This window comes from Streptomyces sp. NPDC026522, from assembly GCF_055567555.1.
In genome coordinates this window covers 549,032-574,671 of sequence record NZ_JBVHQF010000004.1, presented here as the reverse complement: position 1 = coordinate 574,671, position 25,640 = coordinate 549,032, and the positions used below count along the sequence as shown (strand labels likewise).

17 protein-coding genes and 1 pseudogene are annotated in these 25,640 nt (G+C 72.9%); 8 read left to right on the top strand and 10 right to left on the bottom strand.

Features of this window, described 5'->3' with window-relative positions:
* Positions 1 to 65 precede the first annotated feature (65 nt).
* The 3 genes from ACZ4M3_RS14010 (at position 66) to ACZ4M3_RS14000 (ending at position 2,886) form a co-directional block, all read left to right on the top strand.
* The gene (locus ACZ4M3_RS14010; protein ID WP_467732205.1) at positions 66 to 848 is read left to right on the top strand and encodes a ComF family protein; all 783 of its coding nucleotides are present in this window, start codon (positions 66 to 68) and stop codon (positions 846 to 848) included.
* Between the two features lie 347 nt (positions 849 to 1,195).
* Positions 1,196 to 1,891: a ribosome hibernation-promoting factor, HPF/YfiA family gene (gene hpf, locus ACZ4M3_RS14005; RefSeq protein ID WP_467732203.1), complete on the top strand. Its 696-nt coding sequence runs from the start codon at positions 1,196 to 1,198 to the stop codon at positions 1,889 to 1,891.
* Positions 1,892 to 2,118: 227 nt separating this feature from the next.
* On the top strand, positions 2,119 to 2,886 hold the full coding sequence (locus tag ACZ4M3_RS14000) for a response regulator (RefSeq protein ID WP_467732201.1): 768 nt from the start codon (positions 2,119 to 2,121) through the stop codon (positions 2,884 to 2,886).
* A gap of 36 nt (positions 2,887 to 2,922) precedes the next feature.
* Here the strand turns inward: ACZ4M3_RS14000 and ACZ4M3_RS13995 are convergent, their stop codons facing one another.
* The gene (locus tag ACZ4M3_RS13995) at positions 2,923 to 4,107 is read right to left on the bottom strand and encodes a winged helix-turn-helix domain-containing protein (protein WP_467732199.1); all 1,185 of its coding nucleotides are present in this window, start codon (positions 4,105 to 4,107) and stop codon (positions 2,923 to 2,925) included.
* 9 nt (positions 4,108 to 4,116) lie between these two features.
* Positions 4,117 to 4,698: a GNAT family N-acetyltransferase gene (locus tag ACZ4M3_RS13990; protein WP_467732197.1), complete on the bottom strand. Its 582-nt coding sequence runs from the start codon at positions 4,696 to 4,698 to the stop codon at positions 4,117 to 4,119.
* 226 nt (positions 4,699 to 4,924) lie between these two features.
* On the opposite strand from ACZ4M3_RS13990, the gene secA reads away from it, so the two are divergent.
* A complete protein-coding gene (gene secA / locus ACZ4M3_RS13985) occupies positions 4,925 to 7,714 on the top strand; it encodes a preprotein translocase subunit SecA (protein ID WP_467732195.1) in 2,790 nt (929 codons plus the stop codon).
* Positions 7,715 to 7,890: 176 nt separating this feature from the next.
* Here secA and ACZ4M3_RS13980 read toward each other — a convergent pair whose 3' ends face one another.
* Positions 7,891 to 8,283: an Rv3235 family protein gene (locus ACZ4M3_RS13980; protein WP_467732194.1), complete on the bottom strand. Its 393-nt coding sequence runs from the start codon at positions 8,281 to 8,283 to the stop codon at positions 7,891 to 7,893.
* A gap of 320 nt (positions 8,284 to 8,603) precedes the next feature.
* Between ACZ4M3_RS13980 and ACZ4M3_RS13975 the strand changes: the two genes are divergently transcribed.
* From ACZ4M3_RS13975 to ACZ4M3_RS13965, 3 genes are all read left to right on the top strand, one after another.
* A complete protein-coding gene (locus ACZ4M3_RS13975; protein ID WP_467732192.1) occupies positions 8,604 to 9,104 on the top strand; it encodes a DUF6912 family protein in 501 nt (166 codons plus the stop codon).
* Positions 9,101 to 9,772 carry an HAD family hydrolase gene (locus ACZ4M3_RS13970; RefSeq protein WP_467732190.1) on the top strand — a complete coding sequence of 224 codons (672 nt, stop codon included), beginning with the start codon at positions 9,101 to 9,103 and terminating at the stop codon, positions 9,770 to 9,772. The genes ACZ4M3_RS13975 and ACZ4M3_RS13970 overlap by 4 nt, the downstream gene beginning before the upstream one ends.
* A 380-nt stretch (positions 9,773 to 10,152) precedes the next feature.
* Entirely contained in the window at positions 10,153 to 15,120 is a 4,968-nt protein-coding gene (locus ACZ4M3_RS13965) for an NAD-glutamate dehydrogenase (RefSeq protein WP_467732188.1), read from the top strand.
* 86 nt (positions 15,121 to 15,206) lie between these two features.
* Here the strand turns inward: ACZ4M3_RS13965 and ACZ4M3_RS13960 are convergent, their stop codons facing one another.
* Together ACZ4M3_RS13960 and ACZ4M3_RS13955 are read right to left on the bottom strand one after the other, a co-directional pair.
* Positions 15,207 to 15,977: an ABC transporter ATP-binding protein gene (locus ACZ4M3_RS13960; RefSeq protein ID WP_453356689.1), complete on the bottom strand. Its 771-nt coding sequence runs from the start codon at positions 15,975 to 15,977 to the stop codon at positions 15,207 to 15,209.
* The gene (locus tag ACZ4M3_RS13955) at positions 15,970 to 16,836 is read right to left on the bottom strand and encodes an ABC transporter permease (RefSeq protein WP_467732186.1); all 867 of its coding nucleotides are present in this window, start codon (positions 16,834 to 16,836) and stop codon (positions 15,970 to 15,972) included. The genes ACZ4M3_RS13960 and ACZ4M3_RS13955 overlap by 8 nt, the downstream gene beginning before the upstream one ends.
* 216 nt (positions 16,837 to 17,052) lie before the next feature.
* Here ACZ4M3_RS13955 and ACZ4M3_RS13950 point away from each other — a divergent pair, with 216 nt between their 5' ends.
* Positions 17,053 to 17,700 (top strand): TetR/AcrR family transcriptional regulator, encoded by a 648-nt coding sequence (locus ACZ4M3_RS13950; RefSeq protein ID WP_467732184.1) that lies wholly within the window; start codon positions 17,053 to 17,055, stop codon positions 17,698 to 17,700.
* A 37-nt stretch (positions 17,701 to 17,737) separates the two neighbouring features.
* Here the strand turns inward: ACZ4M3_RS13950 and ACZ4M3_RS13945 are convergent.
* From ACZ4M3_RS13945 to ACZ4M3_RS13925, 5 genes and pseudogenes are all read right to left on the bottom strand, one after another.
* Positions 17,738 to 18,226: pseudogene (locus ACZ4M3_RS13945) on the bottom strand (CDP-glycerol glycerophosphotransferase family protein); the annotation flags it as partial.
* A 197-nt stretch (positions 18,227 to 18,423) separates the two neighbouring features.
* Positions 18,424 to 19,290, bottom strand: coding sequence for a carbohydrate ABC transporter permease (locus ACZ4M3_RS13940; protein ID WP_467732182.1), 867 nt, complete (start codon positions 19,288 to 19,290; stop codon positions 18,424 to 18,426).
* A complete protein-coding gene (locus tag ACZ4M3_RS13935; protein ID WP_467732180.1) occupies positions 19,287 to 20,600 on the bottom strand; it encodes a carbohydrate ABC transporter permease in 1,314 nt (437 codons plus the stop codon). The genes ACZ4M3_RS13940 and ACZ4M3_RS13935 overlap by 4 nt, the downstream gene beginning before the upstream one ends.
* Before the next feature lie 4 nt (positions 20,601 to 20,604).
* Positions 20,605 to 22,008: an ABC transporter substrate-binding protein gene (locus ACZ4M3_RS13930; RefSeq protein WP_467732178.1), complete on the bottom strand. Its 1,404-nt coding sequence runs from the start codon at positions 22,006 to 22,008 to the stop codon at positions 20,605 to 20,607.
* A gap of 136 nt (positions 22,009 to 22,144) precedes the next feature.
* A complete protein-coding gene (locus ACZ4M3_RS13925) occupies positions 22,145 to 24,268 on the bottom strand; it encodes an FtsK/SpoIIIE domain-containing protein (RefSeq protein WP_467732176.1) in 2,124 nt (707 codons plus the stop codon).
* Positions 24,269 to 25,640 lie beyond the last annotated feature (1,372 nt).

Here is a 25,640-nt window from a genome sequence, read left to right as displayed (position 1 = left end):
TCTTCCACAGCCGGGTTTTCCACAGGGGTGGCGGACGGGTGCGGGCGGGCGGCACAGTCCATCGGGTGCGCGGGTTGTGGCAGGAACTGGCCGGGCTGGTGCTGCCGGCCGACTGCGCCGGGTGCGGGGTGCCGGGGGCGGTGCTGTGCGCGCGGTGCCGGGCCGCCCTGGGCGGCGGCGGTGCCGGGCGGGCCCGGCCCACGGCCGCTCCGGCCGCCCTGCCCGTGGTGCACGCGGGCGCGGCCTACGGGGACGCGGTACGGGCCGTCGTGCTGGCCCACAAGGAGCGCGGCGCGCTCCCGCTGGCCGGCCCCCTCGGCGCGGCCCTGGCGGCCGCGGTGCTGTCGGGCGGGTGGGGCGGGGCGGGCGGGGAGCTGGTCCTGGTCCCGGTGCCCTCGGCCCGGCGCCAGACCCGGGCCCGCGGCCATGACCCCGCGCGCAGGATCGCGCTGGCCTGCTCGGCGCGGCTGCGCCGGGCCGGGGTGCCCGCGCGGGTGGCTCCCGTACTGCGGTTGCGGCGGCGGGTCGCGGACCAGGCGGGGCTCGCTGCCCGGGAGCGGTGGCAGAACCTGGCCGGGGCCCTGGAGGCGCGTCCGGCTGGGGTGCGGCCGACGGGCGGGACGCGGATCGTGGTGGTGGACGACGTGATGACGACCGGTGCCACCCTGGCGGAGGCGGCGCGGGCGCTGCGGGCAGCCGGGCAGCGGGTGGCAGGGGCGGCGGTCGTGGCGGCGCCGGCGGGCTCGATCGGGCCGGTCCGGCCGGTCGGATCCGCTGCGGGCGGGGAAAACCGGCGCGGGGGTCGCATGGATGAGGAACCGCCGGGGAAGGCGGCTCGTTACTGGTGATTAGAGACGTCCGAGAAGTGCACAAGAAGAAAAAGCCAGCTGAACGGAACTGAACGGAGGTATGTTCCGGTAGCGGGTGCCGACAACCGGCTATGAGAGATATGTTCGGTTGTGAGGACTGGCGATCCTTGGGCCCCACGTCATCGGAGCACCGACCCGCCCGTTTTTGGAATCTTCGTGTCAGAGGGTGTCTCTCTGCTCCGAAGTCGGTGGGATGTGGATCTTGCCGATGGGGGAGGAGGAGGTGAAAGTCGCCAAGTCCGAGGCTCTGGTGTTCACCGGAGTCTGGTGCGAAAAGGGAGACGCTTCGCCCCAAGAGGCGGAGCTATCCGGGAACGGAGTTCTGCGTGGACATCGTCGTCAAGGGCCGCAAGACCGAGGTGCCCGAGCGGTTCCGCAAGCACGTGGCCGAGAAGCTGAATCCCGAGCGGATCCAGAAGCTCGACGCCAAGGTGATCAGCTTGGACGTCGAGGTGTCCAAGGAACACAACCCGCGCCAGGCCGACCGTTCCGACCGCGTGGAGATCACCCTGCACTCGCGGGGCCCGGTGATCCGGGCCGAGGCCGCGGCAGCAGACCCGTACGCGGCGCTGGACCTGGCTCAGGACAAGCTGGAGGCCCGGCTGCGCAAGCAGCACGACAAGCGGTACACCCGCCGCGGCAACGGCCGGATCTCGGCGGCCGAGGTCGCCGACGTCGTGCCGGGCGTCGCGCAGCTCAACAGCAACGGCGAGCCGGTCTCCGAGGAGAAGACGGACGGGGTCCCGACCACCCGGATCGGGTCCCTTGAGGTGCAGGGCGAAGGCCCCCTCGTCGTCCGCGAGAAGACCCACTCCGCCGCACCCATGTCGCTGGACCAGGCTCTGTACGAGATGGAGCTGGTCGGCCACGATTTCTATCTGTTCGTCGATGCCGACAGCAAGCTGCCCAGCGTCGTCTACCGGCGTCACGCCTACGACTACGGCGTCATCCACGTGAACCCCGACGGGGCCTCCAGCACGGAGGAGCCGCGCGGCGGCGCCGGCGGATCGCTCGGCGGCTGAGTGTTCGAACCTTGCCCCCGTGGAGTGCCGCCCCGGCCTCCGCGGGGGCACTTGTATGACGCGTATGAGCCAGTCGGCCCCCCGACGGAGCCCCTCCCCGCGGCCCGGGCATGGAATCATGGCGGACAGTCAAGCGGCGGCCCAGCCCGCCCGGTTGGCCCAACAGGCGGCCCGAGCGGTCAGCGGATGAGCAGGTCAGCAGCTCGGCACAGGCAGGGGGAGGAACGATGGCGGACAGCTTCGGGCCGGTACGCGGCGACGACGGAGCGGGCTGTCGTGAGGCGGGGCGGGCGGCGGGCGGCCACGCGGACGCCCCGGCCGGCGGCTCCGCCGGGGAGCCGATCCGGGTCCTCGTCGTGGACGATCACGCCCTCTTCCGGCGCGGACTGGAGATCGTCCTCGCCCAGGAGGAGGACATCCAGGTCGTCGGTGAGGCGGGGGACGGGGCCGAGGCGGTGGACAAGGCCGCCGATCTGCTGCCGGACATCGTCCTCATGGACGTACGGATGCCCCGGCGCGGCGGCATCGAGGCGTGCACCTCGATCAAGGAGGTGGCGCCCTCCGCGAAGATCATCATGCTGACGATCAGCGACGAGGAGGCCGACCTCTACGACGCGATCAAGGCCGGCGCGACCGGATACCTGCTGAAGGAGATCTCCACGGACGAGGTCGCGACGGCGATCCGGGCGGTGGCTGACGGCCAGTCGCAGATCAGCCCGTCGATGGCGTCGAAGCTGCTGACCGAGTTCAAGTCGATGATCCAGCGGACGGACGAGCGCAGGCTGGTGCCGGCGCCCCGGCTCACGGACCGGGAGCTGGAGGTCCTCAAGCTGGTGGCCACGGGCATGAACAACCGGGACATCGCCAAGGAGTTGTTCATCTCCGAGAACACCGTGAAGAACCACGTGCGCAACATCCTGGAGAAGCTCCAGCTGCACTCCAGGATGGAAGCCGTGGTGTACGCGATGCGCGAGAAGATCCTCGAAATCAGATGACCGGGGGCGGCGCGGCCGGGGGCGGCGCGGGCGGCATCAGCTCAGCGCGGCCAGTTCCGCCGTGACCGCGGCGGCTTCCGCGGGGCTCGTGGCGCGCTCCACCCGGACGGAGTCGCAGCCGACCCAGGACGCCGCCTCCAGCAGGGCTTCGGCCATGGGCCGGGCGGCCTTCGGGCTGGTCAGGGAGAGCTGCCGGGCCACCAGCGCGGAGCCTTCGCGGGCCGGGTCGACCCGGCCCTGGAGCCGGCCGCCGGCCAGCAGCGGCATCGCGAAGTAGCCGTGTACCCGCCGGGGCTTGGGGACGTACGCCTCCAGCCGGTGCGCGAAGCCGAAGATCCGCTCCGTCCGCGCGCGGTCCCACACCAGCGAGTCGAACGGGGACAGCAGCGTCGTACGGTGGCGGCCGCGCGGGACGGTCGCGAGCGCGGCCGGATCGGCCCAGGCGGCGCCGCCGCGGGGCCAGCCCCCGACCGTCACGGGGACCAGCCCCGAGTCGGCGATCACCGCGTCCACCTGCTCGCCCTTGAGGCGGTGGTAGTCGGCGAGGTCGGCGCGGGTGCCGACGCCCAGGCTCTGCCCGGCCAGCGCGACGAGCCGGCGCAGGCACTCGCGGTCGTCCAGGTCGTCGTGGAGCAGTGCGTCCGGGACGGCCCGCTCGGGCAGGTCGTAGACCCGCTTCCAGCCGCGCCGCTCGGAACAGACCACCTCACCGGTGTCCAGCAGCCACTCCACCGCGATCTTCGTCTCGGACCACTCGAACCATTCGCCGCCGTTCTTGGCGCCGCCCAGCTCGGTCGAGGTCAGCGGACCGTCGGCCCTGAGGCGGTCCAGGACGGCCCGGGTCGAGCGTTCCTTGTCCTGCAGGACGTGCCAGCGGTGGCCGCGCGCCCGGCGGGCCCGGCGGCGGAAGGCGAAGTGCGGCCACTCCTCGATGGGCAGGATGCAGGCCGCGTGGGACCAGTACTCGAAGGCGTGCCGGTCGGACCAGTAGGCCCGCTCGACGGTGTCGCGGCCCACCGCGCCCAGGCGCGCGTACGGGATCAGTTCGTGCGAGCGGGCCAGGACCGAGATCGTGTCCAGCTGTACGGCGCCCAGGTGGCGCAGCACCCCGCGCACCCCACCCCGGCGGTCGGGCGCCCCGAGGAAGCCCTGCGCGCGCAGGGCGATCCGGCGCGCCTCGTCTGCGGACAGGGACACGGTCGGCGGCGGTGTGCTCGTCATGGCCGCACCTTAGGGGGCGGCACTGACAGCGGGCAGGTAGGGGAGCGCGGAGGGCAGGCCCAGATCAGTGGGGAGCAGGGCGCCGACCCAGCAGTCCCGGGCGGTGCCGTTGCGCAGGAGGGCGGCCCGCAGGACGCCCTCGAAGCGGAAGCCGGCCTTTTCCGCGACGGCCCGCGAGCCGTGGTTGCCGGCCTCGGCGCGCCATTCGAGCCGGACGGCGCCGAGGCCCGTGAAGGCCCAGCGGGCGACGGCGCGCACGGCCTCGGTCATGTAGCCGTGGCCGCGGTGCTCCTTGGTGGCCCAGTAGCCGATCTCGTACGCGTCCGGTCCCCGGACGTGCACGCCGACGGCCGCGACCAGCGGCCCCCCGGTGCCGAGCCGGACGGCGAAGCTGTAGCCCGTGTCGTCGCGCCAGCCGGCCGGGACGCTCTCGCGGACGAAGCCGCGGGCGTGGGCGCGCTCGTACGGGGAGGGGACCATGGTCCAGCGCTGGATGTCCGGGTCCTGCGCGGCGGCGTAGACCTCGTCCTCGTCGGCGGGGGCGAAGGGCCGCAAGCTCAGGCGCTCCGTGCTCAGGGTGATGGGGTCCATGCCCGGATTCTGCTGCGGGCGCGCCCGGCGGGCGAACAGTTTTCGCTCACACCGGCACCTTCCGTGCCCCCCGTACGTTCTCATTCCGGGCGCCCGTGCCCTGCGGATAGTGCGGACCTCCCGACGCGACCGCGTCCTCGCTTACGATGGCCGTTGCGGTGGGGCCCACCCTCCGTGCCCGTGTACGAACCAGTGCCAGGCCCGACCGGCAAGGAGACAAACCTCGGTGTCCGTCTTCAACAAGCTCATGCGTGCAGGCGAAGGCAAGATCCTGCGCAAACTGCACCGCATCGCGGACCAGGTCAACTCCATCGAAGAGGACTTCGTCAACCTCTCCGACGCCGAGTTGCGGGCGCTCACGGACGAGTACAAGCAGCGGTACCAGGACGGCGAGAGCCTGGACGACCTGCTGCCCGAGGCCTTCGCGACCGTTCGCGAGGCCGCGAAGCGGGTCCTCGGCCAGCGGCACTACGACGTCCAGATCATGGGCGGCGCGGCGCTGCACCTCGGCTACGTCGCCGAGATGAAGACCGGTGAGGGCAAGACCCTCGTCGGCACGCTGCCCGCGTACCTGAACGCGCTGTCCGGCAAGGGCGTCCACCTGATCACGGTGAACGACTACCTCGCCGAGCGCGACTCGGAGCTGATGGGCCGGGTGCACAAGTTCCTCGGCCTCGAAGTCGGCTGCATCCTGGCGAACATGTCGCCGGCCCAGCGCCGCGAGCAGTACAACTGCGACATCACGTACGGAACGAACAACGAGTTCGGCTTCGACTACCTGCGCGACAACATGGCGTGGTCGAAGGACGAGCTGGTGCAGCGCGGCCACAACTTCGCCGTGGTCGACGAGGTCGACTCGATCCTGGTCGACGAGGCGCGTACGCCGCTGATCATCTCCGGCCCGGCCGACCAGGCGACGAAGTGGTACGCCGACTTCGCCAAGCTCGTGACCCGGCTGACCAAGGGCGAGCCGGGCAACCCGCTCAAGGGCATCGAGGAGACCGGCGACTACGAGGTCGACGAGAAGAAGCGCACCGTCGCCATCCACGAGGCGGGCGTGGCGAAGGTCGAGGACTGGCTCGGCATCGACAACCTGTACGAGTCGGTGAACACCCCGCTCGTCGGTTACCTGAACAACGCCATCAAGGCGAAGGAACTCTTCAAGGTCGACAAGGACTACGTCGTCATCGACGGCGAAGTCATGATCGTTGACGAGCACACCGGCCGTATCCTCGCCGGCCGCCGCTACAACGAGGGCATGCACCAGGCGATCGAGGCGAAGGAAGGGGTGGACATCAAGGACGAGAACCAGACGCTCGCCACGATCACCCTCCAGAACTTCTTCCGCCTCTACAGCAAGCTGTCGGGCATGACCGGTACGGCCATGACCGAGGCCGCCGAGTTCCACCAGATCTACAAGCTCGGTGTCGTCCCGATCCCGACGAACCGCGCGATGGTCCGCAAGGACCAGCCCGACCTGATCTACCGGACCGAGGTCGCGAAGTTCGCCGCCGTCGTCGACGACATCGCGGAGAAGCACGAGAAGGGCCAGCCGATCCTCGTCGGTACGACGTCGGTCGAGAAGTCCGAGTACCTCTCCCAGCAGCTCTCCAAGCGCGGCATCCCGCACGAGGTGCTGAACGCGAAGCAGCACGAGCGCGAGGCTTCGATCGTCGCGCAGGCCGGCCGCCGAGGCGCGGTCACCGTCGCCACGAACATGGCCGGTCGCGGTACCGACATCAAGCTCGGCGGCAACCCGGACGACCTGGCCGAGGCGGAGCTGCGCCAGCGCGGCCTGGACCCGGAGGAGCACATCGAGGAGTGGGCGCACGCCCTGCCCGAGGCGCTCAAGCGGGCCGAGACGGCGGTCAAGGCGGAGTTCGAAGAGGTCAAGGAGCTCGGCGGGCTGTACGTGCTGGGCACCGAGCGGCACGAGTCGCGCCGCATCGACAACCAGCTGCGCGGCCGCTCCGGCCGACAGGGCGACCCGGGCGAGTCCCGGTTCTACCTCTCGCTGGGCGACGACCTGATGCGCCTGTTCAAGGCGCAGATGGTCGAGCGGGTCATGGCGATGGCGAACGTGCCGGACGACGTGCCGATCGAGAACAAGATGGTGACGCGCGCGATCGCGTCGGCCCAGTCGCAGGTCGAGACCCAGAACTTCGAGACGCGCAAGAACGTCCTCAAGTACGACGAGGTCCTCAACAACCAGCGTGAGGTCATCTACCGCGAGCGCCGGCGCGTCCTGGAGGGCGAGGACCTCCAGGAGCAGGTCCGCCACATGATGGACGACACCATCGACGCGTACATCGCGGCGGAGACGGTGGAGGGCTTCGCGGAGGAGTGGGACCTGGACCGGCTGTGGGGCGCCTTCCGGCAGCTGTACCCGGTGAAGGTCACCGTGGAGGAGCTGGAGGAGGCCGCGGGGGACCGGGCGGGCATCACGGCCGAGTTCATCGCGGAGTCGGTCAAGGACGACATCCACGAGCAGTACGCGGAGCGCGAGAAGGCGCTCGGCTCCGACATCATGCGCGAGCTGGAGCGGCGCGTGGTGCTGTCGGTGCTGGACCGCAAGTGGCGTGAGCACCTGTACGAGATGGACTACCTGCAGGAGGGCATCGGCCTGCGGGCGATGGCCCAGAAGGACCCGCTGGTCGAGTACCAGCGCGAGGGCTTCGACATGTTCAACGCCATGCAGGAGGGCATCAAGGAGGAGTCCGTCGGCTACCTGTTCAACCTGGAGGTCCAGGTCGAGCAGCAGGTCGAGGAGCTTCCGGTGCAGGACACCGTGCCGGCTCCGGCGAAGCCGGAGATCCGGGCGAAGGGGCTGGACGCTCCGCAGCGGCCGGACCGGCTGCACTTCTCGGCGCCGACGGTCGACGGTGAGGGCGGGGTCGTCGAGGGCGACTTCGACGCCGATGCCGACGGGGACGGCGAGGAGGCCGGGGTCGGGATGACGCGGGCGGAGCGGCGCAAGGCGCAGAAGGCCTCCGGCGGGCGGCGCCGGAAGAAGTAGCCGCCGCCGCTGCCGTTGCTCGCCGCCGGGGCCGGACACCGCTGTACGGGTGTCCGGCCCCGGCGGCGTTTTGCGTGGGGCGGTTGCCGGGGTGGACCCGGCTGCGCCGGGGCTTTGCGGGGCTCGGCCCCGCGCCCCGCGCCTCACACGCCGGCGGGGCCGAAGGTTGGCCGGCATCAAAGGCGCGGGCCGTGGATTTCTACTGCCGCGCAGCGCCAGCGGAGGTCGGGGCCCTGTTCGAGGCGGAAGGCCATCGCCGAGACGCGGTCGCCCGTCGCGATGCGGGCGAAGGCTTCGATGACGCCGGGGCCCGGGTGGAAGCGGCCGCAGTGGCGCAGGACCGGGGTGAGGCGGTCGCGGAGGGGGTCCGCGGGGGCCAGGGTGACCAGTTGCTCGTACGCGGGGCCCACGGTGTGGCCCAGCAGCGAGTGGACCGGGCGGCGGCCGCTGAGGACGGCCAGCAGGCGTTCGGCGAACCAGTCGTGCGGGCCGCGCGGGCGGCGCCGGGCGCCGGGGGCCTGCTGGTCGCGGCGGCCCGGTGGGCGGGTGGTGGTCCTGGTCCTGGTCATGGCGGTCGTCCCCGGGAAGGCCGGGCCCGGGTCCAGGGTGGATACCGGGCGGTCACTAGGTACGGGCCAACTTGTACGGCCCCCTCCTCACGCTCCGCAACGAGGTGGCTTCGGTTCGTGACCGTGCGGACGGTTCACCTATCAGGGTGCCGCCCCGCGCCGACCGGGGCCGCGCGGTCCGCGCGGGGCGGCGCCCGGTGGACGCGGCGCTGTCGGCCGATCGCGCCCGAAGGGGGACAGGAGTCGTCCCCCGGTCGGACGCGGACGGCGAGGGCCGCCGTATCCTGAGGGGGTTTTCCGACTAACGAAAGCGGCCGGCCATGCGCGTGTACGTCCCCCTGACCCTCCCCGGGCTCGCCGAGGTGTACAAGGCCGGCGAGCTGGGCCCGGCGCCGCTGCATGCGTACGCGGTCACGCCCGGGCTGCGGGAATGGTACGTCTCGGACGACATCGAGGAGCTGGAGTACGCCGCCCTCAGCCGGGCCGCCGAGGCCTCGCTGCGGCTGCTCGCCGCCGACCCGGCCGCCCCGCGCAAGCGCGTCGTCGTCGCGGTCGACGTCGAGGACAAGGCCGCCTCCGCCGTCCCCGGTGTCGACGAGGCCACCCTCGGGCAGGTCAGCCTGGCCGGCGCCGTACGGCTGACCGTGGCCGCCGCCGTGCACGTCGACGCCGATGACGCACTGGCCGACGTCGAGGCCGCTGCCGGCGCCGTGGCGGCCGCCGACCGCGGGGACGACGACGCCCGCTTCGTCGTGGACGGCGCCGAGGACCACGAGCTGCTGTGGTTCGGCGTGCAGGAGATCCCGGGGCTGCTCCCGTGAGCCCGCGTCCTCATCCGCACCTGGTCTGGGACTGGAACGGGACCCTGCTCCACGACGTCGACGCCGTCCTGGCAGCCACCAACGCCTCCTTCGCCGAGTTCGGGTTCGCGCCGATCACCCTGGAGACGTACCGCGAGCTGTACGTCGTACCGGTGCCGAAGTTCTACGAGCGGCTGATGGGCCGGATGCCGACGGACGCGGAGTGGCTCGTCATGGACGAGACCTTCCACCGGCACTACTGGTCCGCCGCGGACGCGGTCGGGCTGGCCGCGGGCGCTCTGGAGCTGCTCCGGGACTGGGAGGGCGCGGGGGCCACCCAGTCCCTGCTGTCGCTCGCGCCCCACGAGAAGCTGGTGCCGCTGGTGCGCACCCTCGGCATAGAGCGGCACTTCCTGCGCGTCGACGGGCGCACCGGTCCCTCGCACACCACCAAGGCGGGTCACCTCGTCCGCCACCTGGCCGCCCTGGAGACGTCCGGGGTGACCGCCTCCCGCTGCGTGCTGATAGGTGACGCCCTGGACGACGCGCTCGCCGCCGCCCATGTGGGCGCGCGGGCGGTCCTGTACACGGGTGGTTCGCACAGCCGCCGCAGTCTGGAATCGGCCGGTGTGCCCGTGGTCGACACTCTGGCGGAGGCCGTGGCCACGGCCCGGGAACTGGCCGGATAACGCCTTGTTCCGGGCGGGGGCGGGGGTCCTGCACGTACGCCGCCGTCCGTCGCTGTCCAGAGCGGCAAAAATGCACCCCCTGATTTGTACAGAAGCCGCTCGTGACGAGTCGGGGGTCAAGGGGGATAGCCTGGTACCCGTGATCAGCGCGATAACCCTCGGGGGTCCTGACGCCCCCGGCACGCGCCCGGCGCACGACAGTGCCCGGGCCTTCGCTGATCCCCGCTGCCGGGACGTGCCGCCGATCATGGCCGATTCCCTCCCGGTCGCCTCTCTCGACGACATAGCGTCGATCCCGAACGGAAACCCCGCCTCGCGGTGCTATGTCATTCCTTCCTTCACCTACGTCACGCAATGGCGCGCGACAGGAGCCAGAGGACATGCAGACCAAGCTGGACGAAGCAAAGGCCGAGCTGCTCGCGCGGGCGGCACGGGTAGCTGAGAACAGCCCGGCCGGGGGGCTACTTCCGACTGGGTCCGAACAAGGGGAGCGCCCCGACCCGGGTGCGACGCTCGCCTACCTCCAGCGCTACTACCTGCACACCGCCCCCGAGGACCTGTTGGACCGGGATCCGGTCGACGTGTTCGGGGCCGCGCTCTCCCACTACCGGCTGGCCGAGCAGCGCCCGCAGGGCAAGGCGAACGTGCGCGTGCACACCCCCACGGTCGAGGAGAACGGCTGGACCTCCAGCCACTCGGTCGTCGAGGTCGTCACCGACGACATGCCGTTCCTCGTGGACAGCGTCACCAACGAGCTGTCGCGCCAGGGCCGCGGGATCCACGTGGTGATCCACCCGCAGGTCGTCGTCCGCCGCGACCTGACCGGCAAGCTCATCGAGATCCTCGGCCCGGACTGCGACGCCCACGGCCCCCGGACCGCGCGCCCCCACGACTCCCTGGTCGAGTCCTGGATCCACGTCGAGATCGACCGCGAGACCGACCGCGGCGACCTCAAGCAGATCACCGTCGACCTCCAGCGCGTCCTGTCCGACGTCCGTGAGGCCGTCGAGGACTGGGAGAAGATGCGCGACGCGGCGCTGCGCATCGCGGACGAGCTGCCCGGCGAGCCGACGGCGCCCGACCTGCGCGAGTACGAGCAGGAAGAGGCCCGCGAGCTGCTGCGCTGGCTCGCCGACGACCACTTCACCTTCCTCGGCTTCCGCGAGTACAACCTGGTCGACGACGACGCGCTGACCGCCGTGCCCGGCACCGGCCTGGGCATCCTGCGCTCCGACCCGCTGCACCACGGCCAGGAGGACGCGCACCCCGTCTCGCCGTCCTTCAACCGGCTGCCGGCCGACGCGCGCGCCAAGGCCCGCGAGCACCGGCTGCTGGTACTGACCAAGGCCAACAGCCGCGCCACCGTGCACCGCCCCTCGTACCTGGACTACGTCGGCGTCAAGAAGTTCGACGCCGAGGGCAACGTCGTCGGCGAGCGCCGCTTCCTCGGGCTGTTCTCCTCCGCCGCGTACACCGAGTCGGTGCGCCGGGTGCCGGTGATCCGCCGCAAGGTCGCCGAGGTGCTCGAAGGCGCCGGGTTCTCGCCCAACAGCCACGACGGCCGCGACCTGCTGCAGATCCTGGAGACCTACCCGCGCGACGAGCTGTTCCAGACCCCGGTCGACAAGCTCCGCGAGATCGTCACCTCCGTCCTGTACCTCCAGGAACGCCGCCGGCTGCGGCTGTACCTGCGCCAGGACGAGTACGGGCGCTACTACTCCGCGCTGGTGTACCTGCCGCGCGACCGGTACACCACCGGGGTCCGGCTGCGCCTGATCTCGATCCTCCAGGAGGAGCTGAACGGCAGCAGCGTCGACTTCACCGCCTGGAACACCGAGTCGATCCTCTCCCGCATCCACTTCGTCGTCCGCGTCCCGCAGGGCACCGAGCTGCCCGCGCTGACCGACGCCGACGTCGAGCGCATCGAGGCCCGGCTGGTGGAGGCCGCCCGCTCCTGGGCCGACGGCTTCGGCGAGGCGCTGATCGCGGAGACCGGTGAGGAGCGCGCCGCCGAACTGCTGCGCCGCTACGGCAACTCCTTCCCCGAGGGCTACAAGGCCGACCACTCGCCGCGCGCCGCCGTGGCCGACCTGGTCCGCCTGGAGCGGCTGTCCGAGAGCGGCCGGGAGTTCGACCTCTCCCTGTACGAGCCGGTCGGCGCGGGCCCCGGCGAGCGCCGCTTCAAGATCTACCGGCAGGGCGAGCAGGTGTCCCTGTCCGCCGTGCTGCCGGTGCTCCAGCGCCTGGGCGTGGAGGTCACCGACGAGCGGCCGTACGAGCTGCGGTGCAGCGACCGCACCCACGCGTGGATCTACGACTTCGGCCTGCGGATGCCGCTGTCGTCGGGCAACGGCGAAAGCCACCTCGGCGACGACGCCCGCGAGCGCTTCCAGGACGCCTTCGCGGCGGTCTGGCAGGGGGAGGCGGAGAACGACAACTTCAACACCCTGGTGCTGAGCGCCGGGCTCACCTGGCGGCAGGCCGTGGTGCTGCGCGCGTACGCCAAGTACCTGCGCCAGGCCGGTTCCACCTTCAGCCAGGACTACATGGAGGACACCCTCCGCAACAACGTCCACACCACCCGGCTGCTGGTCTCGCTCTTCGAGGCGCGGATGTCCCCGGCCCGGCAGACCGCCGGCACCGAGCTCGTCGACGCGATGCTGGAGGAGCTGGACGGGGCGCTGGACCAGGTCGCCTCCCTGGACGAGGACCGCATCCTGCGCTCGTTCCTGACGCTCATCAAGGCGACGCTGCGCACCAACTTCTTCCAGATGAACGACGCGGGCGAGCCGCACGCGTACGTGTCGATGAAGTTCGACCCGCAGGCCATCCCGGACCTGCCGGCGCCGCGCCCGGCCTTCGAGATCTGGGTGTACTCCCCGCGCGTCGAGGGTGTCCACCTGCGCTTCGGCAAGGTCGCCCGGGGCGGCCTGCGCTGGTCCGACCGGCGTGAGGACTTCCGTACGGAGGTCCTCGGCCTGGTCAAGGCGCAGATGGTCAAGAACACCGTGATCGTGCCGGTCGGCGCGAAGGGCGGCTTCGTCGCGAAGAACCTGCCGGACCCGTCGGTGGACCGCGACGCCTGGCTCGCCGAGGGCATCGCCTCGTACAAGGTCTTCATCTCGGCGCTGCTCGACATCACCGACAACATGGTCGCCGGTGAGGTCGTGCCGCCGAAGGGCGTGGTCCGTCACGACGAGGACGACACCTACCTCGTCGTCGCCGCCGACAAGGGCACCGCGACCTTCTCCGACATCGCCAACGGCGTCGCGGAGTCCTACGGCTTCTGGCTGGGCGACGCCTTCGCCTCGGGCGGCAGCGCGGGCTACGACCACAAGGGCATGGGCATCACCGCCCGCGGCGCCTGGGAGTCGGTGAAGCGGCACTTCCGCGAGCTGGGCCACGACACCCAGACCGAGGACTTCACGGTCGTCGGCGTCGGCGACATGTCGGGTGACGTCTTCGGCAACGGCATGCTGCTCTCCGAGCACATCCGCCTGGTCGCGGCCTTCGACCACCGGCACATCTTCATCGACCCGCACCCGGACGCGGCGACCTCGTACGCCGAACGCCGGCGCCTGTTCGAGCTGCCGCGTTCCTCGTGGGCCGACTACGACACCGCGCTGCTCTCGGCGGGCGGCGGGGTGCACCCGCGTACGGCGAAGGCCATCCCGGTCAACGCGCACATGCGCGAGGCCCTCGGCATCGAGGCGGGCGTCTCGAAGCTGACGCCGGCCGAGCTGATGCAGGCCATCCTCAAGGCCCCCGTGGACCTGCTGTGGAACGGCGGCATCGGTACGTACGTCAAGGCGACGGCCGAGACGCACGCCGACGTCGGCGACAAGGCCAACGACGCCATCCGCGTCAGCGGCGCCGACGTGCGCGCCAAGGTCATCGGCGAGGGCGGCAACCTGGGCCTGACCCAGCTCGGCCGCATCGAGTTCGCCCGGGTCGGGGCCGGCGGCGAGGGCGGCAAGGTCAACACCGACGCCATCGACAACAGCGCCGGCGTGGACACCTCCGACCACGAGGTGAACATCAAGATCCTGCTCAACTCGGTGGTCGCGGACGGCGACATGACCGTCAAGCAGCGCAACGCGCTGCTCGCCGAGATGACCGACGAGGTCGGCGGGCTGGTGCTGCGCAACAACTACGCGCAGAACGTGGCCCTGGCCAACGCCGTCGCCCAGGCGCCCAGCCTGCTCCACGCCCAGCAGCGCTTCATGCGCCGCCTGGGCCGGGACGGGCTGCTGGACCGCGCGCTGGAGTTCCTGCCCAACGACCGGCAGATCCGCGAGCTGCTCAACAACGGCAAGGGCCTGACCCAGCCGGAGCTGGCCGTCCTGTTCGCCTACACCAAGATCACGGTGGCGGACGAGCTGATCCACACCGCGCTGCCGGACGACCCGTACCTGCGCCGCCTGCTGCACGCCTACTTCCCGGCCCCGCTGCGCGAGAAGTTCGGCGAGCAGATCGACGCGCACGCGCTGCGCCGGGAGATCATCACCACCCTCCTGGTCAACGACACCGTCAACACCGGCGGTTCGACGTTCCTGCACCGCCTGCGCGAGGAGACCGGGGCCTCCACGGAGGAGATCGTCCGGGCGCAGCTCGCGGCCCGCGAGATCTTCGGCCTGGCCGAGGTCTGGGACGAGGTCGAGGCGCTGGACAACGAGGTCGCGGCCAGTGTCCAGACCCGGGTGCGGCTGCACTCGCGCCGGCTGGTCGAGCGCGGTACCCGGTGGCTGCTCAACAACCGGCCGCAGCCGCTGGAGATCACCGGGACCATCGAGCTCTTCGCGGACCGGGTGGGCCTGGTCTGGGCCGAGCTGCCCAAGCTGGTGCGCGGCGCCGACCTGGAGTGGTACCAGTCGATCATGGACGAGCTGACCGGCGAGGGCGTGCCGCAGGAGCTGGCGGCCAAGGTGGCCGGCTTCTCGTCCGCGTTCCCGACGCTGGACATCGTCGCGATCGCCGACCGCACGGGCCTGGGCCCGCTGGACGTCGCCGAGGTCTACTACGACCTCGCCGACCGCCTCGACATCACCCAGCTGATGGACCGGATCATCGAGCTGCCGCGGGCCGACCGCTGGCAGTCCATGGCCCGCGCCTCCATCCGCGAGGACCTGTTCGCGGCGCACGCGGCGCTGACCGCCGACGTGCTGGCGGCCGGGGAGGCGGACGCGACTCCCGAGGAGCGCTTCAAGGCGTGGGAGGAGCGGAACGGCGCGATCATCGGCCGGGCGCGGACGACCCTGGACGAGATCCGCGGGTCGGACGACTTCGACCTGGCGAACCTGTCCGTCGCGATGCGGACGATGCGTTCGCTGCTGCGCTCGCACGGCTGACACGGCTGAGCGGTGCGCTTCGCCGAACGGTGAAGCGGGCGGCCCCGGGACCGGAAGGTCCCGGGGCCGCCCGCTGTTCCGGGGTCTCAGCCGGAGCGGGTGAAGGCCTCGTAGGCGTCGCAGACCTCTTCGGCGGGGCCGTCCATGCGCAGCACCCCCGACTCCAGCCAGATCGCCCGGTCGCAGGTCTCGCGGACGGTGCCGATGGAGTGGCTGACGAGGAAGACGGTGCCGGCGCTCTTGCGCAGTTCCGCGATGCGGTCCTGGCTGCGCCGCTGGAACGCGGCGTCGCCGGTGGCCAGGGCCTCGTCGATCATCAGGACGTCGTGGTCCTTGGCCGCGGCGATGGAGAAGCGCAGCCGGGCGCCCATGCCGGAGGAGTAGGTGCGCATGGGCAGGGAGATGAAGTCGCCCTTCTCGTTGATGCCGGAGAAGTCGACGATGTCCTGGTAGCGCTCGTGGATCTGCTGCTTGGACATGCCCATCGCGAGGCCGCCGAGTATGACGTTGCGCTCGCCCGTCAAGTCGTTCATCAGGGCGGCGTTGACGCCGAGGAGCGACGGCTGGCCGTGCGAGTAGACGCGGCCGCGGGCCACGGGCTGGAGGCCGGCGATCGCCGCGAGCAGGGTGGACTTGCCCGAGCCGTTGGAGCCGATGAGACCGATGGCCTCGCCCTTGTACGCGGTGAAGCTGACGCCCTTGACGGCGTGCACCTCGCGGACGCCGGGGGCGGGCTTGCGGGAGATGATCCGGCTCAGTGCGGCGGTCGCGCCGCCCTTGCGGGTGCCGGTGCCGTACACCTTGTAGATGACGTGGACGTCGTCCGCGATGACGGTGGGGATGGCGGTGTCAGCCACGTCCGTACTCCTCTTCTGCCTTCCAGAAGAAGACGAAGCCGCCGAGGCCCGCGATCAGGGCCCAGCCGATGGCGATCGGCCACACGTGGGGCGGGAGCGAGCCCGCCTTGAAGCTGTCGATCAGTGCGAAGCGCATCAGGTCGATGTAGACGGCCGCCGGGTTGAGCTGGAGGGCCGTCGTCACCCAGTGCGGCAGGTGGTCCGACTTGAGCGTCTGCTCGATGGACCACATCACGCCCGAGGAGTACATCCAGGTGCGCAGGATGAACGGCATCAGCTGGCTGACGTCCGGGTTCTTGCTGCCGATGCGCGCCATGACCAGGGCGCAGCCGGCGCAGAACACGGCGCACAGCAGCAGTGCCGGGGCCGCGAGGAGCCAGGACGGGCCCGGTGTCTGCCCCAGGGCCAGCAGCAGGATGACCAGGGCGCCCATGGTCACGAGCAGCTGCTGGAACAGCTGGATGACCGTGGACAGGGGCAGCGCCGCGCGCGGGAAGTGCAGGGCGCGGACCAGGCCGAGGTTGCTGTGGACGGCGCGGGTGCCGGTGTTGATGGAGCTTCCGATGAAGTCCCACACGAACACGCCGGTGATGAGGAAGGGGATGTAGTCCGCGACCTGGTGTCCGGCGTTCATGATCACGCCGAAGATGAAGTAGTAGACGGCCGCGTTCAGCAGCGGGGTGGCCAGGTGCCACACCTGGCCGAGGCGGGCCGTGCTGTACGTGGCCTGCATGCGGGCGGTGGCGTACGCCGTCACGAAGTGGCGGCGCTCCCAGAGCTGTGCCACGTAGCGGGGGAGGCTGGGGCGGGCGCCGCTGAGGGTCAGGCCGTGGGCGGCCGCCAGCTCTTGCGGTGTCATCGGTTCCGCGGTCCCGCCTGCCGTTGTCTGGGGCGGCGGTGCGGTCACGGGGGGCACGGTCACGGTCACGGGGTCGCTTTCGACGGGGAGACACGTCGGACGTCGGACGGAACGGTTACGTATCGTCGTGACGCTGAGGGTAGGTCCCCTGGCGTTGAGACGCAACCGTATCGTCGTGACGGCCCGGTGTCGCCCTGCGCCGTTATGCTCTGTGCCATGACCTCCGAGCCCGCCGCCCCCGTCTCCGAGCCCGCCGTCGAACCGTCGCCCGCCCGCCGCGCCCCCGCCGGCGCCGCCGTCCTGCGCGAGGACGTGACCCGGGCGATCCGGGCGGCGGTCCTGGAGGAGCTCGCGACGGTCGGTTTCGCCCGGATGTCGATCGAGGGCATCGCGCGGCGGGCGGGCGTCGGCAAGACGGCCGTCTACCGGCGCTGGAAGTCGAAGCTGCACCTCGTACTGGACCTGGTCGGCGCCTTCGCGGCCGACGGGCTCCCGGTACCGGCGACGGGCTCGCTGTACGGGGACGTCCGGGCCCTGCTGGAGGTCATGTCCCACGTGCTGCGCCACCCCGTGGCGTCGGCGGTCATCCCCGACCTGCTCGTGGAGGCGGCGCGCCAGCCCGAGATCGCCGACGCGGTGCGCGGCGCGCTGCTCGCGGGCGAGCGGGGCATGGCGGAGGGGATCGTCTCCGAGGCCGTCGCCCGCGGCGAGCTGGCGCCGGGCACGGACCCGGGCCGGGCGCTGGACCTGGCGATCGGCCCGCTGTACTGGCGCCAGGTCGTGGTCCGCGACGAGGTCCCGGCCGGGTACCTGGACGAACTGGCCCGGTCGGTGGTGGCGGGCCTGAAGGCCGCCGCGGGCTGAGGGGGTACGGCCAGAGGGCCGGCCTCAGGTTGATCAGCTACGGCCAGAGGGCCGGGCTCAGGGTGAGCTGCGGGGACGGCGACGGCGACGAAGCGGCCGCGGCCGCGGGCCGGCGGTCCGCCGGCGGCACCACGGCCGGCAGCGGGGCGGACTGCCCCAGGAAGACCCGGCGCACGACCCGCTCGGCCGCGTGGCCGTCGTCGAACGTACAGAAGCGGGAGCGGAACGCGGCGCGCAGCTGCGCCGAGCGCGAGCCCTGCCAGTGCCCGGTGGCGAAGATGTCCACCAGCTCGTCCTCGGTCCGGGCGAGCGCGCCCGGCGGAGCGTCGCGCACGTCGAAGTACGGGCCGCGGGCCGCCTGGTAGGCCTCCCAGTCCGCCGCGTGGATCACGATCGGCCGGTCCAGGACCGCGTAGTCGAACATCAGCGACGAGTAGTCCGTCACCAACGCGTCCGAGGCGAGGCAGAGCTCCTCCACGGACGGATGGCCGCTGACGTCCACCAGCCGCGGGTGGCCGTCGGGCTCGGGGCCCGCACCCGCGTACGTCAGGTGGTCGCGGGCACGATGACGCTGAACCGGGGCACGGCACATCCAGGGGTCGGCGCCGGGCATATGGCCCAGCAACCCCCGGTGTGCCGACCGGGTTACGCACCTGTGCGCATTCGAGTTACCCAGCGTCAACGGTGCACGTCAACCACATGATCACGGTCTTCGGCGGCGGGCTACTTGATCGCTCCGGCCGTCACCCCCGACACGAACTGCCGCTGGAAGGCGAAGAAGACGACCAGCGGCACCACCATCGAAAGGAACGCGCCCGGCGCGAGCACGTCGATGTTGTTGCCGAACTGCCGTACCTGCTGCTGGAGCGCGACGGTGATCGGCGGATGCGTGGAGTCCGCGAACACCAGCGCCACCAGCATGTCGTTCCACACCCACAGGAACTGGAAGATGGCCAGCGAGGCGATCGCCGGACCGCCCAGCGGCAGCACCACCCGGGCGAACAGCCGCAGTTCGCCCGCACCGTCCAGCCGGGCCGCCTCCAGCAGCTCGCGCGGGATCTCCGCGAAGAAGTTCCGCAGCAGGAACACCGCGAACGGCAGCCCGAAGGCGGTGTGGAACAGCACCACCCCGGCCGTCGTCTCGAACAGCCCGATGGCGCCGAACAGTTTCGACACCGGGATCAGCGCCACCTGCACGGGGACCACCAGCAGCCCCACGACGATCAGGAACAGCCAGTCCCGGCCGGGGAACTCCAGCCAGGCGAACGCGTACCCGGCCAGCGCGCCCAGCGTGACGACGAGCACGGTCGCCGGGACGGTGATCGCGACCGTGCTCAGCAGCGATCCGGTGATCGTCTCGTTGGACAGCAGGTGCGCGTAGTTGTCGGCGGTCAGCCGGGACGGCGCGCTCAGCACCTGCCACCAGCCGCCGTCGTTCAGGTCGGTGGACGAGAGGAACGACGAGATCAGCAGGCCCAGCGTCGGCAGCAGCCAGAACAGGCCCGCGAGGACCAGGAAGACCCGGAGGGCTCCGCCGGCCACCCGGGCCGCCACGCCCTTGGACGACCGGGACCACGGTGCGGCGCTCATCGGCGGGCCTCCCGGCGCATCCGGCGGATGTTGTACAGCATGACCGGCACCACCAGTACCAGCAGCAGCACGGCGATCGCGCTGCCCAGCCCCTGGTCGGCGTCCGTACCGAAGGACGTGCGGTACAGCTGGAGCGCGAGCACGTTCGCGTCGTCCTGCACCGCGCCCGGCGCGATCACGAACACCAGGTCGAAGATCTTCATCACGTTGATGACGAGGGTGACCAGGACGACCGCCAGCACGGGCGCCAGCAGCGGCACGGTGATCCGGCGGAACACCTGCCACTCGTTCGCCCCGTCCACCCGCGCCGCCTCCAGCAGCTCGCGCGGTACGGCGGCCAGCCCCGCCCCGATCAGCACCATCGCGAACCCGGCCCACATCCACACGTACGCCCCGATCACCGCAGGGGTCACCAGCGTCGGACCGAGCCACGCCACGCCCGCGTACGGCTCGCGGAAGTTCGACGCGGGCAGCCGCAGCCGCGCCCCGTCGGCCTTCGCGGACAAGGTGAAGGTGCCGTCGGAGCGGGCCGCCGCCGTCTCCACCACCCGGCCGTCCTTGACCGCCTCGATCCGCATCCCCGCCAGGGCCGGCTCCGTGGGGTCGACCGTGTTCGTCCGGCCGCCGCCGCCCCGGGTGAAGTCCTGCCAGACCGTGCCGGTGACCTTGCCGGGCTCGGCGGCGGGGGCCTTGGCCGTACGGGACCCCTTGGGCAGCGCGCCCGGGGCCACGCCGACCAGCGGCACCAGCACGGGCGCGCCCGCCCGTACCGGATCACGGGTCTCGAACGCGCCGCCCGCGGCCGCCTCCAGCGGGGAGTCCCGGCCCGGGCGCGCCTTCGGGAACGCCGAGGACGGGGCGAAGGTGTCGTGCACCCCGACCGCCACGGCGTTCGCGACGCCGCGGTGGGGGTCCTGGTCGTAGACGAGCCGGAAGATGATGCCCGCCGCCAGCATCGAGATCGCCATCGGCATGAACACCAGCAGCTTGAACGCCGTCCCCCAGCGCACCCGTTCGGTGAGCACCGCGAAGATCAGCCCGAGCGCGGTGGCGGTGGTCGGGGCCAGCACCACCCAGAGCGCCGTGTTCCTCAGCGCGGTACGGATGGTGTCGTCCCGCAGGATCTCCACGTAGTTGTCGCCGCCCGCGAACGTGTCGCCCGAGCGGTCGAAGAAGCTGCGGTACAGCGAATAGCCGATGGGGTGCACCACGAGCGCACCCAGCAGGACCAGCGCGGGGAGCAGGAACGCCGCCGCTATGAGGCGGCGGCGCCTGACCTCCCCCGCCCGTGAGACGTCGGGGGCCGCCACCGGGTCAGTTCCCGAACGCCTTGGCCGCGTCCGCCTCCAGTTTCGCCTGGGTGCCCGTCACGTCCGACGGGTTCGCCAGGAAGTCCTGGAGGTCCTTCCACTCACCGGCGCCCGGCGTACCGCCGAAGGCCGCCGGAGCCTGGTCCGACATGTCGAAGCGGAAGTCGTCGCCCGCCGCGATCAGCGCCTTCGCGATGCCGCGCTGGATGTCGTTCGGGTACGCGGCCGGGTCCACCGACTTGTTCGGCGAGATGAAACCGCCCTCGCGGGCCTGGATCTCCGCCGCGTCCGCCGAAGCCAGGAAGGTCAGCAGCGCCTGCGCGCCCTTGGACGGCTTGAGGGCGACCGCCACGTCACCGCCGGAGACCACGGGGGCCTTGCCGCCGCCGACCGCCGGGAACGGGAAGACGAGCGCGTCCTCGCCGACCTTCGCCTGCGTCTGGGCGATGTTCACCGCCACGAAGTCACCCTCGAAGACCATCGCGGCCGCCGGCCGGTCACCACCGGTGAACGTCTGCGTCACCGACTTCGGGAACTCCGTCGCCAGGGCGCCGCTCTGCCCGCCCGCCAGGTAGTCCTTGCGGCCGAACAGCTCGGCGAGCGTCGTCAGCGCCTGCTTGACGCTGTCGTCCGTCCACTTGATCTCGTGCTTCGCCAGCTTGTCGTACTTCTCCGGCCCCGCCTGGGACAGGTAGACGTTCTCGAACCAGTCCGTCAGCGTCCAGCCGTCCGCACCGGCCACCGACACCGCCGGGGTGCCGGACGCGGAGAGCGTGTCCGCCGCCGCGATCAGGTCCTTCCAGGTCTTCGGCGGCTGCACGCCCGCCGCCTCGAAGGCCTTCGCGTTGTACCAGACCAGCGACTTGTTGGCCGCCTTGTAGTACACGCCGTACTGGGTGCCGTCGACCGCGCCCAGGGTCTTCCAGCCCTGCGAGTAGTTCTTCTCCAGCTCGGCCTTGGCCTCCGGACCCACCGGCTGCGCCCACTTGTTCTGCACCGCCGAGACCAGCGCCCCGACCTGCGGGAGCAGCGCCACGTCCGGCGGCTGGCCGCCCGCGATCTTCGTACCCAGGAAGGTGACGATCGGGTCCTGGGCGGGCACGAAGGTGACGGTGGCGCCCGTGCGCTTCTCGAACTCCTTGAGGACCTTCGTGAAGTTGGCCTGCTCCGGGCCCGTCCAGACCGCCGCGACCTCCAGCTTCTCGCCGGTCAGCTGCGGTAACGCCACCCGCGGGCTGGTGGAGGGCCCGGCGCCCGCCGGGGGGTCCGCCTTGTCGCCGCCGCCGCACGCGGTGAGTGCGAGCGTGCCCGTCGCCAGCAGGGCCGCCCAGGCGTGCGCCCTCCTGCGGCGGCCCCCCTCGCGCCCCCTGCGGGCTTCCGTGTGGCCGGTTCCGTGCTCCCTGCGCATGGCTCTGCCCCCGATGCCGGTGTGCTCGTGGTGTGTTCCGTGCCACAAGGTCTACGCCGAGCGGCGCACCCCCGCAATACCGCGTCACGGGGTTGAGGGGGCCGGGTGGGGGTGTGACGTCCGGGGCGGGGCGTACTCAGGGGGCCGCCGGGAACCGGACAGGTATCGCGGAGACCAGGTGTGCGGCCCGGTCCAGGGCGCTGGCCAGCAGCGCCAGGTCCGTCGGGCCGTTGCCCAGCTCGCGGACGGGTCGGCGGGCCGGTGGATCACCCATCCGCTCCCACTCCACCGGGACCACGGTCGGCCGCGACGTGGCGGTCCGGGGGATCCGGCCGGTGACCCGGCCGCCCTGGAAGGGGACCGTCCGGCCGTCGGCGTGGTGCAGCAGGCCGCGGCCGGGACCGGGCTGGTCGGGAGCGTCCAGTTCGACCCGCAGGGAGGCCAGCCGGGCCGGTTCCGTCCCGGCGGTGCGGTCGGGACGGGCGCTGGTGGCCACCAGGTGCACTCCGAGCCGGCCGCCCTCGCGGGCCAGGCCCTCCAGGATCCGCACCACGGAACCGGCCGCCGGCCGGCCCGTACTGCCCAGGCCGGGTGCGACCAGCGCGTCGAAGTCGTCCACGAGGACCACCAGGCGCGGCAGCGGGCCGGGCCCGGCGGAGGCCGCGGTACGGGGGGCGGAGGCGCGCAGCCGCAGGGTCCCGGTGCGCTGGGAGTCCTCGCCGTCGATCGCCCCCGCGGCCCGGGCGGCGCTCCGGCCCTCTTCCGGGGCGGGCCGGCGGGGCGAGACCATCAGGTCCGACACCTCGCGCCGGGCGTGCCAGTCGGCGAACGTCACCCCGTCCAGCAGCTCGTGCCGGCGCTTGAGTTCGGCGCCCAGGGCCTGGGCGAACTCCCGCATGCGCAGCGGGTCGGAGGCGACCAGGTGCGCCGAGACGTGCGGCAGCTCGGTGCAGGGCAGCAGCCCCTCGCCGCGTTCGCCGCCGGCCCCGTCGATCAGCAGCAGGCCGAGCCGGTCGGGGCGGGCCGCGGCGCACAGGGAGGCGGCGACGGACCGCAGCAGCTCCGTCCGGCCGCTGCCCGGCGGGCCCTCGATGAGCAGGTGCGGGCCGTCGTGGACCAGCTCCACGCCGACGGGGCCGCGCCGGCCGGCGCCGAGCACCACCTCGGCGAGCCCGCCGACGGTCTGCCCCGGCCCGGTACCGGCCGCCCAGCGGGCCATCAGGGAGGCCGGGGTGGCCCGGGCCAGGCCGAGCTCGTCGAGCAGCCGGGAGGTCTGGGGCAGGCTGGCGGCGGCCGGCCGGTAGCCGCCCGCGGCTACCGGCTCGGCGCGCAGCGGGGCCAGCGCGCGGGCGAACCGCTCCGCCCAGGCGGCGGAGACGGCGTCGGCGACGGCGGTCTCGCCGGGGCGGACCGGCTGGCCGCCGCTGACCGGGAAGGTCCGTACGGCGGTGGCGACCTCGCCGCTGAGCACGGCGACCGCGCCGCAGGCCCGGAAGGCGGGGGTGCTCGCGCAGGCGGCCTCGTACGTCTCGGCGAGAGGGCTGGCGGGCGTGGCGGCCGGGGCCTCGGCGAGCGCGAGGAGGTGGATGCCGGCGGCGGGCCCGTGCGAGGCCAGCCGGGCCGTGACCTCGCGCAGGTGGCCGGTGCCGGGATCGCCGTCGAGGACGACGAGGGTGTACGGGCCCTCGTACGCGGCCGCGGCCCGGCGGACGGCGTCGGGCTGGGCGGTGGCCCAGCCGGTGCCGAGGGGGCTGTCGTCGAGGCGCCGGGTCAGCTCGCCGGTGCGGGCGGCGGCCTGTTCGCGGTCGTGGGCGAGCAGGAGACGGCAGTGCTGGCCGTGGGCGGGGCGGACGTGCGGGAGCCAGCCGAGCCAGGTCCAGTCCGTGGTGCCGTCCATCGCGAGCAGCACGATCTCCAGCCGGGCGGGGGAGTGCAGGGCGGCGAGCTGGGTGATCACGGACCGGGCGACGCCGGTGCGGCGGGCGCGCGGGCCGGCGATGCCGAGCGCGCCGGCTTCGCGCAGGTCGACGCGGCTGCCGGCGCCGAGGCCGACGTCGAGGGCGCCGGGCGGGCGGGACCAGAGCCGGCCGGTCGGGCCGAGGGCGGCGAGCAGCAGCGCGGCGGGGTCGTCGGCGGCGGGCGGCACGGCGGCCGGGGCCTCGGCCTCCGCCTCGACGGCGGGCTCGGCGATGTCCTCGCCGCGCACCCACTTGCGCGCCCAGGCCCCGATCGAGCGCCGCCGCCCCGCTCCGGCGGGCACGACGGACCCCCCGGCGGTGGGCCACACGGCGGCCGGCGCCCCCACCCTCGGCGCCCCCCCGACCATCCCCGGGCCGTCGGGTGCAGCGTGGGCGGCTGCGCCGCCGTACTGGGTTCCGGGCCGGTCCGGCGCCGGGTGGGCCGCTGCGCCGTCCCGGCTGTGCGCGGGGTTCGCCGCCGGGCCGCCGTGGGCCCCGGCGGGCCGGCTTCCCGGCCCCTCCGGGGCGTGGGCCGACCAGCCGGTACCGGGGGTGGCGTGGGCGTCGTGGCGCGGGGCGCCGCCGTACTGGGTTCCCGGCCGGTCCGGGGCGGGGTAGGGGGTAGGGCCGGCTTGACCCTGGGCTCCGGGCCTGCCCGAGCCGGTACCGGGGGTGGCGTGGGCGTCGTGTCGCGGGGTGCCGCCCGACTGGGTTCCGGGCCGGTCCGGGGCGGGGTGGGGGGTTGCGCCGTCGCGGCTGTGCGCGGGGTGCGGCGCCGGGCCGCCGTGGGCCCCGGCGGGGCGGCTTCCCGGCCCCTGCGGGGCGTGGGCCGACGAGGCGGTACCGGGGGTGCCGTGGGCGTCATGCCGCCCGGCGCCGCCCGATGCCGGGTAGGCGGTTGCGCCGCCTTGGCCCCGGGTTTCGGGGTCGCCTGAGCCGGTACCGGGGGTGCCGTGGGCGTCGTGTCGCGGGGTGCCGCCCGACTGGGTTCCGGGCCGGTCCGGGGCGGGGTGGGCGGTTGCGCCGTCCCGGCTGTGCGCGGGGTACGGCGTCGGGGCACCGTGGGCCCCGCCGGGCCGGCTTCCCGGCCCCTCCGGGGCGTGCCTTCCCGCGGAAGCGCGCGGTGCGCCGGGGGTGCCCGGCTCGTTGGGACCGTGGGCGGGCCGGCCCGCAACGGGGGCGCCGGGGTGGCCGTCGGCGGAAGCGCGCGGTGCGCCGGAGGTGCCCGGCCCCCCGGGGGCGGCCTGGGCCGCGCCTTCGGCGCCCTGGCCGGCGGGCCATGCCGTGCCGGAGGCGCCGGAGTGCGGCCACGCTCCGCCGGGGGAGCCGGCGGACGGGGTGCCGCGGCGGAGCCCCTGAGCGGGGTCGGGGGCGGAGCCCCCGTTTCGGGAAGGGGCGGGGTGGGGGATCTGCCCCTGCGGGCCACCCCGTCCCGCCCACCCGTACGCCCCCGCGTCGGCCGCGCCCGGAGTGCCGTAACCGCCCGCGCCGGGTTCGTCGTAGCGGCCGGTCGCCTCCGCGTGGGGGCCGCTCTGACCACCCGAGGCTCCCCGGGCCGCCTCCGGAGAGCCGACGGTGTCCGGGCCGGGGTCGTCGTAGCGGCTGGCCGCCCCCGCGCGGGGGGTGTTCTGGCCGGGCGAGCCCGCCCGCGCCGCGTCCGGGGCGCCGTACGTG